This window comes from Pandoraea sp. XJJ-1 (assembly GCF_026802345.1).
GTDB classification, from domain to species: Bacteria; Pseudomonadota; Gammaproteobacteria; order Burkholderiales; family Burkholderiaceae; genus Pandoraea; species Pandoraea cepalis.
Window position 1 is genome coordinate 5,078,260 of sequence record NZ_CP113827.1, and the last position, 14,200, is coordinate 5,092,459.

Below are 14,200 nucleotides of genomic sequence, written 5' to 3' on the forward strand. Positions count from 1 at the left end.
CCCCGGATTATCGGAACCAGCGATTCAATGGCGTCGACGATGGCGCCACGTCGATCCGGTGGGCGATCTGCCGATGGAATTCCGGTAGCCGGCTCCAGTGCAAGCCCGGCCGCACGTGATGCGCGAGGTGATAGCCGTTGTTGAAAAACACAAGATTGAGCCACCGGTTGGCCTTCGTGTGCGATGCCTTGAACGGATCGCTGGCGTAGAGATCGATATGATCGTCGTACGTCATGTGAATGAAGTTGAGCCAGACCAGGATCCTTGGCATGACGAAAAACAGCAGCGCATTGCGCGGGTCATGAAACAGCAAAGCGACCAATACGAGGTTGCTGGCCGCGACCTGCCAGAGGCAGCGTCGACGCAATCGCGTGCAGGTCCGGCCGATGCGCAGCACGTGATAATCGTATGTCAGGAAATAATGAGCTACGTAAGCGAGCCGCGACATCCGGCAACCGCCGGCATCGATCCAGCGCGACGGATCCCGCTCCGGTTCGGTGTAGTGCAGGTGATGTCCCCGGCTGTGATGCAGGCGAAACTTTGCCGCGTACATGCCGGTCTCCAGGGTCATCACCCATTCCAGCACGCGATTGGCCCAGGCGCCCGCGAACATGCCCATGTGCGACTGGTTGTGCACGGCGGTCGAAACGGCGATCTGGGGCAACAGGAGCATCGTCGCGCACGTGATCGCCACCCACGGATCGTGCACGAGAAAATAGGCGGCCCACTGCAACAATGCAGCACCGGCCACCAGCGCCAGCGGTGCAAGATCTTCGGTGTAACGCAGACCCAGAAGTCGGGCGAGATGTCTCATGATGCCTCCCTGCAACGCACGGCTCATCGCCATCGATGTGATTCAATGGATGTCGTCCGCCTTGGCCGAGTGACGCAAGCGGGCAAGCAGCGCCGGCGAAGCGAAGCTCCAGCGCGCGTTCATCGTGCCCAGTGGGCGGCCGAACTGCAGCCACTGCGTTTCGCAAGCCAGCGCGGACAAGCGGTCATGACGATAGGATTTGGCGACGATCACGAATCGCACCGACAGTGGCGCGTGCAGCTCGGCGAAATGCTCGAAGGTGACTTCCAGCGAATTGAGCACAAAGATGAGGTCGTGCGGCACCTCGTAGAAGCGGTGCGAGATCGCAGTGCCGGTCTGGCGAGTGGCTTCGATCATCATCAGGCCGGGAACGTGGTCGAGTGGATGTTCGAAGAAGAACGCGTGGTGCGGATCGATCGCAAGCACAGCGGAAAAGGTATCGTGCCCCTCGGTTGTGGCTTGCGCCCGCTCGATCGACGCGACGAAGACATTGACCGGATTGGTCTTGTGAACCATCGTCCGGTCGAGCTTGCCCGGCATGGCAAAGGCGTCAGCGGTGGTGACATCGGAGGTACCGGCAGGGCGGCCGGTCACGGGCGTTTGAAGGTTCATGGCGACTCCGTTCAGACAATGGGGGGACGGAACCTGGCCTACCGGGTTGACGGCGAGCTGGCCTGAGGGATCGATGCTGGACTTACGACGATGCGTGGAAGCCGTAATCGATGGCACGCGATGCGCGTAGATCGTGCGCGAGGTGCGACTGGGCGATGCGAACCGCGGCCTCCTGAGCAGAGAGCATGCAGGCCTCAATCGACGCACCGCGCAGATAATCGCCGGCGAACGCAAGACCGTCGATGCCATGGCGCCGATCGTCGAGCCATGCGCGCAGCCGATAGTGATGCGGCGCGTACGCACACAACCCCGGATCGAAAAGATGCGCGACAACGTCGCGCCGGTCGGCCCGTTCCACGGGAACGTACTGGCGCAAGGTCGTCTCGGCGAGATCCAGCAATGCTTCGGCTTCCGGCCCGGCAAGGCTGCCCGCGCTTCGCGCACTTGCGATGACGGCGCGCGCCTTGCGGCCACTGAACGTGTAGCGCACGCGGTCGAGTCTGTCGATGCCGTAGGCGCCGGCGTTGCTCAGCGCGTTGTCCGGGCCGAACGACAGACCGCGCACGTTCGCGGAGAATATCGGCCGGCGGTAAGCGGCCACCACCACGAGCACCGGAAAATAACGTATTTCGTCGAGTGCGGCGGCGAGTGCCGCGTCGTGTTCGCGCAGCAGATCCGCGCTCACCCCTGCCGGCGTGGCGAGCACCACATGGTCGTATTCCAGATGATCGGTTCGCGCATCGAATTGCCGCACCTGCAAACCGGAAACCCGTCCGTGACGCACCATGAGCCGCTCGACGCGGGCATTGAATCGCGCCTCCAGCGGTGCGGTCGCCGCACCGATAAACGCCCCCATGCCCGCCTTGAGCTGATCATAGGTGTCGAGCCACATGCCTAGGTGGGTGCCGAAATTGCCGAGGTGAATTTCGTCGGGCTCCGCACCGTTCATTCGCACCGACATTGCCCGCACCACAGCGCGACAGAACGCCGGGCTGAAATGCGAAGCCAGCGGCGCATCGTCGGCATCTCGCGCCAGCCGGGCAAAGGACGGTCCGTCCAGGAACCGATTGCGCGCGTCGAGCCACACGCGCGCGCAAAGCGCGGCAAGGCGCATGGCATCCGCCGCAGGACAACCGCGCAGATACGCAAGCGTGCTGCCAAGGCGGCGCGTGCTATCGAGCGTGACGATCTTTCCGTCGCGAATGCGCGATGTGTTGATGCCGAACGGCTCGAACGCGAAGGGTCCGAGGGCGTGCGCGAGCTTGCGAAAGCGCAGATAGTGCCGGCCGATGTTCTTGCCGCCGAGATCGATTCGGTCGCCGTCGAGCGTCGCAGTGGTGATCCGGCCACCGGGGGACCGGTGCTGCTCGATAAGCTCGACATGAAGGCCGGCGTCGCGTAGATAATGCGCAGCCGCAATGCCGGAAATGCCGCCGCCAACGACGGCGCACGTCGCAGTGGTTGCCATCAGGGATCCCCCGCATGTTCATTAGGCATGCTTTAAGTATCGTGAAAATGACACCTGAATATCACGACATCCTAAGGATAGGCGAACGCGGTTCATCGTTCGCATCTCATCGGGCGGTCACCGATAGTGCTCAACACGAGCGATCGCAAACGTGAACTCCGCAACGCGTTGGATCTCAATTCCATCATTGGATGGCACATGACGACGGCAACGCGGGCGCGGTGCGCTGCCTCACCGAACGCGCTGCGTGGCGCGGAAAAACGAAAGGGCTGGGTTCTGCCTGACACAGAACCCAGCCCTTTGGGACACTACACTGAACGCTACGACGTTGCCCGATCAGTCCATCGACACACTCGCGCGCCCTGCCGCACCTGGCTGGACACGCACGCCGTTCCGACAGCCGACCATCCGCTATTGCACACGCACCGGTCCGTCATCGTCGTTGGCGCCGCTAATTTCGGCGACACCGGCGAGCAGCGCCACGTAGTGCCGCAGTGCCCGCGCACGCGCCTGCTCGTACAACTGCGCGGCGATACGCTCGGCCACGCGTTCGTAGGGCGGCATGTGTCCTTTCACCCGGCGTTCGATCCGCACAACGTGGAAACCGTAGCGCGTGTTGACCAGTCTCGGCACCACGCCGAGTCGGTCGCCACAAAACAGCACCAACTCAAACTCGGGTGCGCCACTGCCACGCGCGAGCATACCTAGACTTCCGCCCGTGCGACCTGACGGGCAATCCGACATCGATTGCGCCACCGCTTCGAACGAATCGGGATTGGAGCGCACGGCATCCAGTGCCGACTGCGCCCGCTCCAAGGTCGTCGACAGCGGCACGCTCGCCGACATCGCAAACAGAATATGACTCGCCTGCACCCGGTCGCCAACACGGAACTGCCCGGCGTGTTCGTGAAAGTAAGCCCGGCATTCGGCGTCGGTGGGACGATGCACTTGAACGTCCCGCGTGAACAGTGCATCGACGATAGCGTCGTCGCTCGCGGGCATCGCGTCGTTCTTGTCGAATAAACGCAAGTCGAATGCGCGCTGGCGCAGCAATTCACGACTCACCAACGCGTGCTGTGCGGCGACTTCCGGATCGGCCTCGTCCTGATGCTGATCGATCTCATCGGCGACGCGGCGTGCGTCGATGACAATTCCGTTGACTCGCAAAGACATAACGCACTCCCGCCAAAACATTGACTGCCACCGGTCGCGCCGCTTCGCATGCCGGGGCGCGACGGTATATCGAAGTTGTAGGCGATGCGCGTCAGAAAGGCAAATGCCCGCGATGACAGTGTGGGCGGCCGTTGCGCGCCGCACACACTCGCATGCGGCGCACGAAAACACTCAGTGAGACGGACGTGTGACCACCGCCGGCGCATCGTTGGCGGTGCCGGTCGGACGACCCCGCCAGTAGCCCGCGAGCAGCGAGCCCGACAAGTTGTGCCAGACCGAGAAGAGCGCCCCCGGCAGTGCGGCGAGCGGCGTGAAGTAGATTTTGCCGAGTGTTGCCGCCAGGCCGGAGTTCTGCATACCGACTTCGATGGCCAACGTGCGGCAGATCGATTCGTCGAAGCCCAGCAGACGACCGCCCCAGTACCCGCCCAGCAGGCCCAGACCGTTGTGCAACACGACACCGAGCATCACCAACGGGCCCACCGTGGCAATGTTGCCCTGATTCGCGCCGACTACCGCGCCGATGATGAGCACGATCGCGATCATCGACACGAGCGGCAGATAGCCTTCGACCGCGCGCACCGCACGACCGAAATAGCGATTGATGAGCAGGCCCGCGCCAATCGGCAGCGCCACGATTTGCAGAATCGACAGCAGCATGCCCTCGACGTCGACCACGATGGAGGCGTCGACGTACAAGCGCGTGAGCAGCGGGGTCGCGAACACGCCGACGAGCGTCGACATTGCGCTGATCGTCACCGACAGGGCCACGTCGCCGCGGGCGAGATAAATCATGACATTCGAGGCTGTGCCGCTCGCAACGCTGCCCACAAGCACCATGCCGGCCGTCAGATCGGGCGGCATGTGCAGCACGCGCGCGATCACCCAGGCGGCCAGCGGCATCACGAGATAGTGCAACACCACCCCGGCGACGATCGGCGCGGGTCGCGTGAGCACGCGCTTGAAGTCGTCGACGGTGAGCGTGACGCCCATCGCAAACATCACCACGGTCAGGAGCGCCGTGACGTGCGGCGTAACGCTGGAAAAACTGCCCGGCGAGAAATAAGCGGAAACGGACAGCAGCAGAGCCCACAACGGGAACAGCCGGGTAATACGGGCGATCATGAAATCCTCAGGGAAGGGGAATGCGGCACGTGCGCGGGTGAGCCGATGAGGCCGCCTTGCCTGACGCCTCATTGTCCCTGCCACGCCCGGGCCACCGGGCGCAAAAGCTTAATATTTTACTTAATTTGCGCCCGATGCCCTTCCTGAGCCGTTCAGTCGCGTTTTGCCTTGCCCATCAGCAAGGCGCCGCCAACCGCGTCGCGACGCGCCGGACGCGGCGCGCGCTGTGCGAAATCGCCGCGCTCCGCGCCGCCTCCTTGCCCGCGCGAGGCGGTCTGCCCCGTGCGGCCGTCGCGACCTTGGCGTGCTGCACCGGCCGCCGGTGTGGCCGCGCGTTGGGCATCGCCCTGACGCTTGGGCGCCTGCGCCTGATGGCGTTGCTGCCCGCCTTGTCCCGCGTTCGCGACCTGCGCGCCGTGCCCCGCATTTCCGCCGTTCACGGCACTGCTGTTCTTTCGGCCACCGCGCTCGCCTTCGCGACGCGCCTTCGGCTCGTTGCCCTGGCGTGCGCCACGACCGCCATCGCGCGGCTCACGCGCTTCACGCGGGGCGCGGGCCGGTTGGCGCGCGTCGTCGTCGTCGCCGCCGCGCCCGCCCCGTCCACCACCGGCCCCACGGCCTTGTTGCGCCTTGCGAATCGGTTGCGCCACGGCATGCGGATCCGGATCGAAGCCCGGGATCACTTCGCGATCGATCGTGCGCTTGATGAGACGTTCGATCTGCGTGAGCAGTTGATGCTCGTCCACGCACACAAGCGACACGGCCTCGCCGTTTGCGCCGGCGCGTCCGGTGCGGCCGATGCGGTGGACATAGTCCTCCGCCACTTCCGGCAGGTCGAAGTTGACCACGTGGGGCAACTGGTCGATGTCGATGCCGCGCGCGGCAATATCGGTCGCAACCAGCACCTGCAATGTGCCGCTCTTGAATTCGGCGAGCGCTCGCGTGCGGGCGCCCTGACTCTTGTTACCGTGAATGGCGAGCGCCGGAATGCCGCCCTTCGTGAGCTGCTCGGCGAGCCGGTTCGCGCCGTGCTTGGTGCGCGTGAACACGAGCACCTGGAACCAGTTGTGCTCGCGCACGAGGTGTTCGAGCAGCTCGCGCTTACGGTCGCGATCGACCGGGTGGATCTTCTGCGCGACGGTTTCCGCCGTCGTGTTGCGACGCGCCACTTCGATGAGCGCGGGCGACTTGAGCAGGCCGTCGGCCAGTTGCTTGATCTCGTCGGAGAACGTGGCCGAGAACAGCAGGTTCTGGCGCTTCGACGGCAGCACCGCCAGCACACGACGAATATCGCGAATGAAGCCCATGTCGAGCATGCGGTCGGCTTCGTCCAGCACGAGAATCTCGACGCCAGAAAGATCGACCGTTTTCTGCTGCATGTGATCGAGCAGACGGCCAGGGGTCGCGACGAGAATGTCCACGCCGCGCGCCAATTGTTTGACCTGCGGCACCATCGACACGCCGCCGAACACGGTCATGGACGTGAGCGGCAGGTACTTGCCGTATTGCGTAACGCTTTCCTCGACCTGGGCGGCCAACTCGCGCGTGGGCGTCAGCACGAGCGCGCGCACGGAGCGCTTGCCGTTGGCCGCCGCCGCGCGCGCACGCGTGGAGAGCATTTGCAGGATAGGCAGCGTGAAGCCCGCCGTCTTGCCGGTCCCGGTCTGGGCACCGGCGAGGAGATCGCCGCCTTGCAGGACGGCCGGAATCGCTTGCAGTTGAATGGGCGTCGGGTGCGTGTAGCCAAGGTCGGCCACGGCACGCAGGATGTCGGCCGACAGGCCGAGCTTTTCAAAAGACATATATGGACCAATGCGCGGACTCCACGAAGTGTGTCCCCGCGCGTATCGATGTTGTGTGTTCTTGAGGGAATGCCCGCGTAGGGCGTGCGACAGGCATCGCGCTCATTAGGGCGATGCGCCGAAAGACGCCTGCAAGACGACCCGCCGGCGAATGAAATCAAGCGGCTTGGCGGGCGAGGCCGTCGCGGGTACGGCCGTGTCTTGGAAGCGCGTAGTTTACCATGCGCCCTTTCCCAAGTCAGTCGGCATCGCCATTTGCCCTCCCCGGGGTCCGAAATTCGGACGTTCCACCGGGTGTCTGCGCGCCTATCGCCCAAGCCGCTACACTGGCGTCATTGCCCCCGAAGCCTCCCGGCCTGCCTGCCCCGTGCGATTCGACCTGACCGACCTGCGACTGTGCCTGCTGGTTGCCGAAGCCGGCAGCATCACCGGCGGCGCCGAGCGCGCCCATCTGACACTGGCGTCTGCCAGCGCCCGTATCCGCGGGCTCGAAGAGGCGCTGGGCGTCGCGCTCTTCATGCGCCACCGCCAGGGCGTAATGCCCACCCCCGCTGGCCGCGCCCTGCTCGCTCACGCCCGGCGCGTGCTCGCCCAGATCGAGCAGATGCGCGGCGAACTCGGCGAATACGCGGCTGGGCTCAGGGGGAACGTGCGTATTGCCTCGAACACCGTGGCGATGTCCGAGTTTCTGCCGGATCTGCTGGGGGCATTCCTCGCCGAGCATCCGAATGTGGAGATCTCCCTGCGCGAGCAGACGAGCCCGGCCGTCGTGCAAGCGGTCCTGGAAGGCGCCGCCGACATTGGCGTGGTCTCGGACTGGATCGAATTGACGGGGCTCGAGACGGTGCCATTCCGGCAGGACCGGCTGGTGGTCGTCACGCCGCCTGGGCACGCATTGGCCTCGCGCGCCGAGGTGGCTTTCATCGACGTTCTGGACTCGGAGTTCATTGGCCTGCCCGAGCACAGTGCACTGGCCGAGCACCTCGACGGGCACGCCAGGCGAGCCGGTCGGCCGTTGCACTACCGTGTGCGCCTGCGAGACTTCGACAGTCTGTGCCGCGCCGTGGCGGCGGGGGCCGCGCTGGGCATCGTGCCGCTGAGCGCCGCCGCACGCTCGGCCGCCGCGCTGGGCCTCGGCATCGTGCCGCTCTCCGACGCGTGGGCCCTGCGCACGCTGGTGCTGTGCGTGCGTGAGCGCGACGCCCTGCCTGTCTACGCGCGGCAATTGCTTGAACGGCTGCAGGCCACACCCGCTGTCACCAATGAAAACGGCACGACGTAATCATCGTGCCGTGATCTCTCGTGCCGTCAATTCCGGCGAATCCAGCCGGTCCAGCGCGTCCGGTGTGACCGGTGAGGCGAGCGAGTCGACCTACATCGCCGCCGGTGCCGACGCCCCACGCCCGCGCAGCAACGCGTAGAGGATGATGGCGCCGAACGTGGCGCAACCGATGCCCCCCAGCGAGAAGCTACCGAACTTCAGCGTGAAGTCGCCCGCGCCGAGCACCAACGTGACGGCGGCGACGATCAGGTTGCGGTTATCCGAGAAGTCGACCTTGTTCTGCACCCAGATGCGCGCGCCGGCCACGGTAATCAGACCGAACACCACGATCGACACGCCACCCAGCACCGGACCCGGAATCGTCTGAATCACCGCGCCGAATTTCGGCGAGAAGCCCAGCACCAGCGCGATCACCGCCGCCATGGCAAACACCAGCGTCGAATAGATCTTCGTGACGGCCATCACGCCGATATTCTCGGCGTAAGTCGTCACGCCCGTGCCCCCGACGCTGCCCGACACAATGGTCGCCAGACCATCGCCGAGGAAGGCGCGGCCCATGTAGCGGTCGAGGCTCTGCCCGGTCATGGCGCTTACCGCCTTGATGTGTCCGAGGTTCTCCGCCACAAGGATGATGGCAATCGGGGCGAGCAATACCATCGCTTCCGGCTTGAACACTGGCGCCGCGAAGTGCGGCAGGCCGAACCAGGCGGCATGGGCCACCACGGCGAAGTCGATCGGCTTGCCGAGGCCCATGCCGTTGGTCAGCACGGCGTACAGCGCATAGGCCAGCAGCAGGCCCACGAGAATCAACAGGCGTTGCACCATGCCGCGCGCGAGCACCGCCACGAGACCGACGCACAGCACGGTCGCCAGCGCCATCCACGTGTCGAAGGGCGTCGCCGAGACGCCCTTCACCGCGACCGGCGCGAGGTTCAGGCCGATGACGGCGACGACCGCGCCCGTCACCACCGGCGGCATGAGGGCTTCGATCCAGCGAGTGCCGACGGCCATCACGATCAGGCCGATGATGGCGTAGAGCACGCCGCAGGCGATGATCCCGCCGAGCGCCACCGGAATATTCAGGTTCGGCCCGCTGCCCGCATAGCCCGTCACCGAGATGACCAGGCCGATGAAGGCGAAGCTCGAGCCGAGATAGCTGGGTACGCGTCCGCCGACGAGCACGAAGAAGAGCAGCGTGCCAATCCCCGACATGAAGATGGCAAGGTTCGGATCGAACCCCATGAGCAGCGGTGCAAGTACGGTCGAGCCGAACATGGCGACCACGTGCTGCACGCCCATCGCGATGGTTTGCGGCCACGCCAGGCGCTCATCGGGGGCGATCACGCGGCCGGAGGCCGTGTCCTGCTGCCGCCACTTCGGGAAATAACCCTCTGCCATGTCGATCTTCTCCTGGGTGTCGTGCCGCCGAATCCGAACGGTGCGGAAGGTGCGGGACGTGGGTCGATGGGAAAACTGGCGGCAGTGTACGGAGCCACTGCACGGAAGGCAAGGCGGCGCGCCAAGCGGCGCCGCTCCGCCATCGGCCGTCACCGCTTGGCGACGCCCTGGAGAATCACGTCGGCCAGCCCAGTGTAGTTCCCGTCGAAATGGTGCCCGCCGGGCATCTTGACGACCTGAACGCGCTTGGGATCGAGCCCCGGACAGTTGCTGTCGTCTTCGTCGGCCCCATAGATGCACATCGCCATCCCGTCGGGCAGACGCTCCACCTCCGGACGAATCGGCAGGCCGTTCTGGCTCGACATCACCCAATTGGTCATGCGGAACTCGAAGTCCGCCTTCTGCCCGAGTCCCATCAGCACCAGCAGCGCCACCCGCTCGCGGGCCACCGGCGACAGACGATTGACCATGAACGGCAGCACATCGGCCCCTTGCGAGTAGCCGATCAGGATCACGCGCTTCTTGTTCCAGCGCGTCTGATAGAAGCGCATGAGGCGGTCGATATCGAGCGCGCCGGAAGCCGGGGTGCGCGCCGACCAGAAATAGCGCAGCGAATCCACGCCCACCACCGGAATGCCGTGCGCCGAGAGCGCGCCCGCGACATCGCGGTCGAGTCCGGCCCAACCGCCGTCGCCCGACATCAGTATGGCGAACGTGTCGGTCATATTGGGGGCAGGCTTGCCGGTGGCCGGCACCTCGACGACGGGCAGATCGGCCACCGCGGCGGGCGGCCGGGCCGTTCCCGCCACGTGGTGCGCGTTCAGACGCCGGAACGCGTTCTTGTACTGCGTCACCCAATCGGCCAGCACGGACGTCGGCGGCGTGCCCGTCTCGGCGGGCGTGCCGGAGACCTCCATCGCGCCCAGGCTGCCCGCCAGCCCACCGACGAGCCAGCTCGAATTCGGCGTGCGGGCGGCGAACGCCTGTGCCACGTGATCCGGGCAGCGCGGCGCGCGCGCGTTGGGTCCGCCGACCGGCCCGCCCATTGCCACCCATGGTGCGCTCATGACGGGCGCGGGCAGCAATCGCATCGGCGCGCCGCCGGCCGTGTGCGTGATACCGCGTCCGAAGTGCACCCCCTCGCCCTGACACAACGGCCGGGACATCGGCAATACCGGACAGAAGTCGACGGACAGCGCGCCGGAGAACGTATCGTTACCCGCCTGCGCAAGCATCGCATAGGCGAACGTGCCGCCCACACCGTCGCCGACGAGAATGGGCGGCGTGTAGCCGGGCAGCTTGACGGCCGCCTCGACCCATCGACCGAAGTTGTCGAGATCGCCCGCCGCATATACGCAAGCGATCTCGTCCTTGGTGTAATTCGCCATCAACCGTGCCGTGTCGATGCCGGCCACCAACGCGCCGGTGTCCGCGAGGGCGCGAGCCATCCGTTCGGCGCGCGGCGTCCAGCCGTCGTCGTCGGAGAAAAAGAGCACCGTCGCATTCGGCGCCCCTTCCGGACGGAAGATGGGCACGTTCTCGAAGCGGCCATGCGTCAGGATCTCCGGGGCTTGCGCGGGTGCCGGCGTCTGGGCCAGTGCGGCGACGGACGTCATCATCACCGCCCCTGTCGCGGCACTCGCCGCGACGCGGCGGACCCAGCGCGGCGCGCCCTCGCCGCGCCCGCGCTTGCGCGATCTCGCCTGCCCACCGTCCGCCTTGTCGTGCTTCGCCATCGTGTGACCTGTCATTTCGTCATGATTCCTTTCCATCCGCCGCCCACCAGCGACGCCACGTCGGCCAGCGTGAGCATCGGTGCGATACCGCCCGGCGTCATCAGATAACGCGCCTCCCATTGCGGATCGAATTTGTCCTTGAAGCTGCGCAGCCCGCGGAAGTTGTAAAAGCGAGCACCGTGCGCGAACATCATGCGGCCGAAGCGATGCCAGCGGGGCGCAAGCTGATGCGTCTCCATGCCCGACATCGGGGCCATTCCCAGACCGAAACGCTGATAGCCCTGCGATTTGAAGTGCAGCATCAGCTTCGCGAACAGGAAGTCCATCGTGCCGGGGGGAGCGTCCGGCACCTGCCGCATCAGATCGATGCTCGCTTCGATGCGCTGGACGTCGGGGCACATCAACGTGGCAAACGCGACGAGGCGCGTCTCGCGGCGCACAAGCGCCACGGGTTGGCGCGCCACGTACGCGTCGGTAAACGCGCCCAACGAGAAACCCTTCTCGCGCGTATGTTGGCGCGCAAGCCACGCGTCCGATACGCGCCGCATTTCCGCGAGATGCGGCGCGACGTCTTCCGCCGCCACAATCTCCAGCGTCAACCCTTCGCGTTCACCGCGCGCCACCCCATGCCGCAGATTGGCGCGACGCGCGCCTTGCAGCCCGAACTCCGGCAGCGAGACGAACGCTTCCTCGCCGAGCTTGAAGGCCCGCAGTCCCGCGTCGATATAGAGCGGCAGCGCCTGCGGGCGGGTCTTGTAGAACGCCGCGCGTCCGCCGTGCGCATCGGCCAGCTCGATGAAGCGCCAAATCAGTTCGGGCCACTCCTTCTGGTCGCCCACCGGATCCGAGAGCGACACCCACGAACGGCGATGCTTTGCGTACATGATGAAAGCGTTGCCAGACGGCGAGAACAGGAAGCTCTTGTCGCCCATCAGCGCCAGACAGGCGTCGGCGGCCGGTTGCTTGCGGATGACGGCGCGCGCGCGCGCCAGTTCCTCCTCGCTCGCGGGCACGATCGCGCCGGCGGACTGACGCAGCAATTGCCACAAGGACAGCCCGAGTCCGATCACGGCCACGACCATCAACGCGCGCATGGAACGCGGAGCATCGCCGTCGAACGTGAACTGCCACCAAAGCTGATTTGCGTATTCGACGCGCCGGTACGCCATGAACATCAGCCAGGTACAGGCCCCGAGCACCGAGAGCACGGCAATGATCCAGCCCGGCTCGAACGTTTGCGTGAAAAGCGACGAGCGCCGGTCGAACTGTTCGCGCGAGACGAGCAGCAGCGTCGCCAGCATGGCCAATACGAAGCACTCCGACACGGCAATGCCCTTGGGAATCGCGAGGACGGCAGCGATGATCGTCAGGCCGAGCGAGCCCCACCAGGCGGCATCAAGCCGGTGCAGCAGACCTCGCGCGAGGAACAGCATGGCCAGCCCCGCCACACTGCCGAGCAAGTGCGACACTTCAACGAGGAACAGCGGCACGTGGTGGCGAAGGAAGTCTTCCGCGTCGCGCGTGGCGGGCGTCACACCGGAGATCAGCAACATGACCCCGGCAACGAGCGTGAGCGCCGCCAACAGGCCGGGGAAGAGCCGCACCGCCGCCCGGCCGATCGGCGCCGCCGGGCCCTGGCGCAACTCGAACCCGGCGAGCAGACAGGCGGCAAGCATCAGCGGCAGCAGATAGTAAATACCGCGATAGAGCACCAGCGCCCCCGCCACCTGACTGATCGGTGCGTGCCCGTTGGTCGCGAGCAGAATCACCGCTTCGAACACCCCCACGCCGCCCGGCACGTGGCTGAGTACGCCAAGCGCCATGGCAATGGCATAGAAGACGACGAAGGTCGGCAGATCCACCACGTTGGCGGGCAGCAAACACCACAAGGCGGCGGCCGCCATGCCCAGATCGGCGGCCGAGATCAGCAACTGGCGCACCGCGACCCGCAGCGGCGGCAGCGGGATCGGCCAGCGGTTGAGCAAGCGCACCGTGCGCTTGCGCGCGCACAGTACCAGGAACGCGGCGGCGCCGGCCAGCAGCAGCAAGGCGAGCATCTGCAACACCCACGCCGGAATCGGCACCAGCGCCGAGACGCGCGACGCACCCCACAACATGCCGAGCGAACCGAACACGGTCATGCCGAGACCGAACGCGCCGGCGTTGAACGCTACCGCCTGCGCCACCTTCGATGCATCGACGCCCGCGGCGGCGTACATCCGCATTCGCACCGTGCCGCCGGTGAGCACCCCCAGACCGACGGAGTTTCCGAGCGCGTAGGCGATGAACGAGGTGAGCACGACCGTCGAGCGCTTGACCTTCGCCCCGGCGAAGCCAAGGCCTGAGATGTCGTAACCGGTGAGGGCCGCGTAACTCGCCAGGGTTGCCAGCATGGCAAGCGCCAGACGCGTCACGGGGGTGTTGTGTATCTCGGCAACGATGTCGTCGTAATGCACGTGACGCAGCATGTGATGCAACGCGTCGAAGACAAAGAGGCCGAGCAGAACGACGCCGGCCGCGATCAGCCACGGCCGGGCCGCGGTCCACGGCACGCGCCGGAGCCAGCGCAGGGGCGCGGGCAACGCAAACCAGGCGGCTTCGTCGGCGGGCGGCGGCTCGGGCGGGCCGCCCGCGGCCCCGCCACCGGCGGACGCCGCAACGGCGTCCATCGGCAGCGCCACGGAGGAAGGTGCATCGGCGGGCCGGCTCGGGCGCGCGCGGGAGGGTTCAGTCATGTATCGGTCGATCCTTCAGCCGGCACGACGTCACCTACGGGACGCCGCTCCCATG

10 protein-coding genes are annotated in these 14,200 nt (G+C 66.0%); 1 reads left to right on the forward strand and 9 read right to left on the reverse strand.

The annotated features are described in order from the left end of the window. Positions 1-7 precede the first annotated feature (7 nt). The 6 genes from OYT13_RS23520 to OYT13_RS23545 form a co-directional block, all read right to left on the reverse strand. Positions 8-814: a fatty acid desaturase family protein gene (locus OYT13_RS23520; protein WP_039829722.1), complete on the reverse strand. Its 807-nt coding sequence runs from the start codon at positions 812-814 to the stop codon at positions 8-10. A 42-nt stretch (positions 815-856) separates the two neighbouring features. Further along, positions 857-1,426, reverse strand: coding sequence for an AfsA-related hotdog domain-containing protein (locus OYT13_RS23525; RefSeq protein ID WP_261939614.1), 570 nt, complete (start codon positions 1,424-1,426; stop codon positions 857-859). A gap of 82 nt (positions 1,427-1,508) precedes the next feature. Then, positions 1,509-2,894: a protoporphyrinogen/coproporphyrinogen oxidase gene (locus OYT13_RS23530; protein ID WP_268567008.1), complete on the reverse strand. Its 1,386-nt coding sequence runs from the start codon at positions 2,892-2,894 to the stop codon at positions 1,509-1,511. 411 nt (positions 2,895-3,305) lie between these two features. Continuing rightward, a complete protein-coding gene (locus OYT13_RS23535) occupies positions 3,306-4,067 on the reverse strand; it encodes a peptidylprolyl isomerase (protein ID WP_017231736.1) in 762 nt (253 codons plus the stop codon). Between the two features lie 171 nt (positions 4,068-4,238). Continuing rightward, a complete protein-coding gene (gene panS, locus OYT13_RS23540; RefSeq protein WP_017231737.1) occupies positions 4,239-5,192 on the reverse strand; it encodes a ketopantoate/pantoate/pantothenate transporter PanS in 954 nt (317 codons plus the stop codon). A 152-nt stretch (positions 5,193-5,344) separates the two neighbouring features. Continuing rightward, positions 5,345-6,994 (reverse strand): DEAD/DEAH box helicase, encoded by a 1,650-nt coding sequence (locus OYT13_RS23545; protein WP_268567009.1) that lies wholly within the window; start codon positions 6,992-6,994, stop codon positions 5,345-5,347. Positions 6,995-7,361: 367 nt separating this feature from the next. On the opposite strand from OYT13_RS23545, the gene OYT13_RS23550 reads away from it, so the two are divergent. Further along, complete coding sequence (locus OYT13_RS23550; RefSeq protein WP_017231773.1) at positions 7,362-8,276, forward strand: LysR substrate-binding domain-containing protein; 915 nt, start codon at positions 7,362-7,364, stop codon at positions 8,274-8,276. Positions 8,277-8,366: 90 nt separating this feature from the next. Here OYT13_RS23550 and OYT13_RS23555 read toward each other — a convergent pair whose 3' ends face one another. The 3 genes from OYT13_RS23555 to mprF form a co-directional block, all read right to left on the reverse strand. After that, on the reverse strand, positions 8,367-9,674 hold the full coding sequence (locus tag OYT13_RS23555; protein ID WP_017231774.1) for a solute carrier family 23 protein: 1,308 nt from the start codon (positions 9,672-9,674) through the stop codon (positions 8,367-8,369). Positions 9,675-9,823: 149 nt separating this feature from the next. After that, a complete protein-coding gene (locus tag OYT13_RS23560; protein ID WP_268567010.1) occupies positions 9,824-11,425 on the reverse strand; it encodes a virulence factor family protein in 1,602 nt (533 codons plus the stop codon). After that, the gene (mprF, locus tag OYT13_RS23565) at positions 11,422-14,145 is read right to left on the reverse strand and encodes a bifunctional lysylphosphatidylglycerol flippase/synthetase MprF (RefSeq protein WP_254441234.1); all 2,724 of its coding nucleotides are present in this window, start codon (positions 14,143-14,145) and stop codon (positions 11,422-11,424) included. The genes OYT13_RS23560 and mprF overlap by 4 nt, the downstream gene beginning before the upstream one ends. Positions 14,146-14,200 lie beyond the last annotated feature (55 nt).

Coding starts and splice junctions, on each gene's coding strand:
- OYT13_RS23520 (WP_039829722.1), bottom strand. CDS start 814: ATGAGACATCTCGCCCGACTTCTGGGTCTGCGTTACACCGAAGATCTT.
- OYT13_RS23525 (WP_261939614.1), bottom strand. CDS start 1,426: ATGAACCTTCAAACGCCCGTGACCGGCCGCCCTGCCGGTACCTCCGAT.
- OYT13_RS23530 (WP_268567008.1), bottom strand. CDS start 2,894: ATGGCAACCACTGCGACGTGCGCCGTCGTTGGCGGCGGCATTTCCGGC.
- OYT13_RS23535 (WP_017231736.1), bottom strand. CDS start 4,067: ATGTCTTTGCGAGTCAACGGAATTGTCATCGACGCACGCCGCGTCGCC.
- panS (WP_017231737.1), bottom strand. CDS start 5,192: ATGATCGCCCGTATTACCCGGCTGTTCCCGTTGTGGGCTCTGCTGCTG.
- OYT13_RS23545 (WP_268567009.1), bottom strand. CDS start 6,994: ATGTCTTTTGAAAAGCTCGGCCTGTCGGCCGACATCCTGCGTGCCGTG.
- OYT13_RS23555 (WP_017231774.1), bottom strand. CDS start 9,674: ATGGCAGAGGGTTATTTCCCGAAGTGGCGGCAGCAGGACACGGCCTCC.
- OYT13_RS23560 (WP_268567010.1), bottom strand. CDS start 11,425: ATGACAGGTCACACGATGGCGAAGCACGACAAGGCGGACGGTGGGCAG.
- mprF (WP_254441234.1), bottom strand. CDS start 14,145: ATGACTGAACCCTCCCGCGCGCGCCCGAGCCGGCCCGCCGATGCACCT.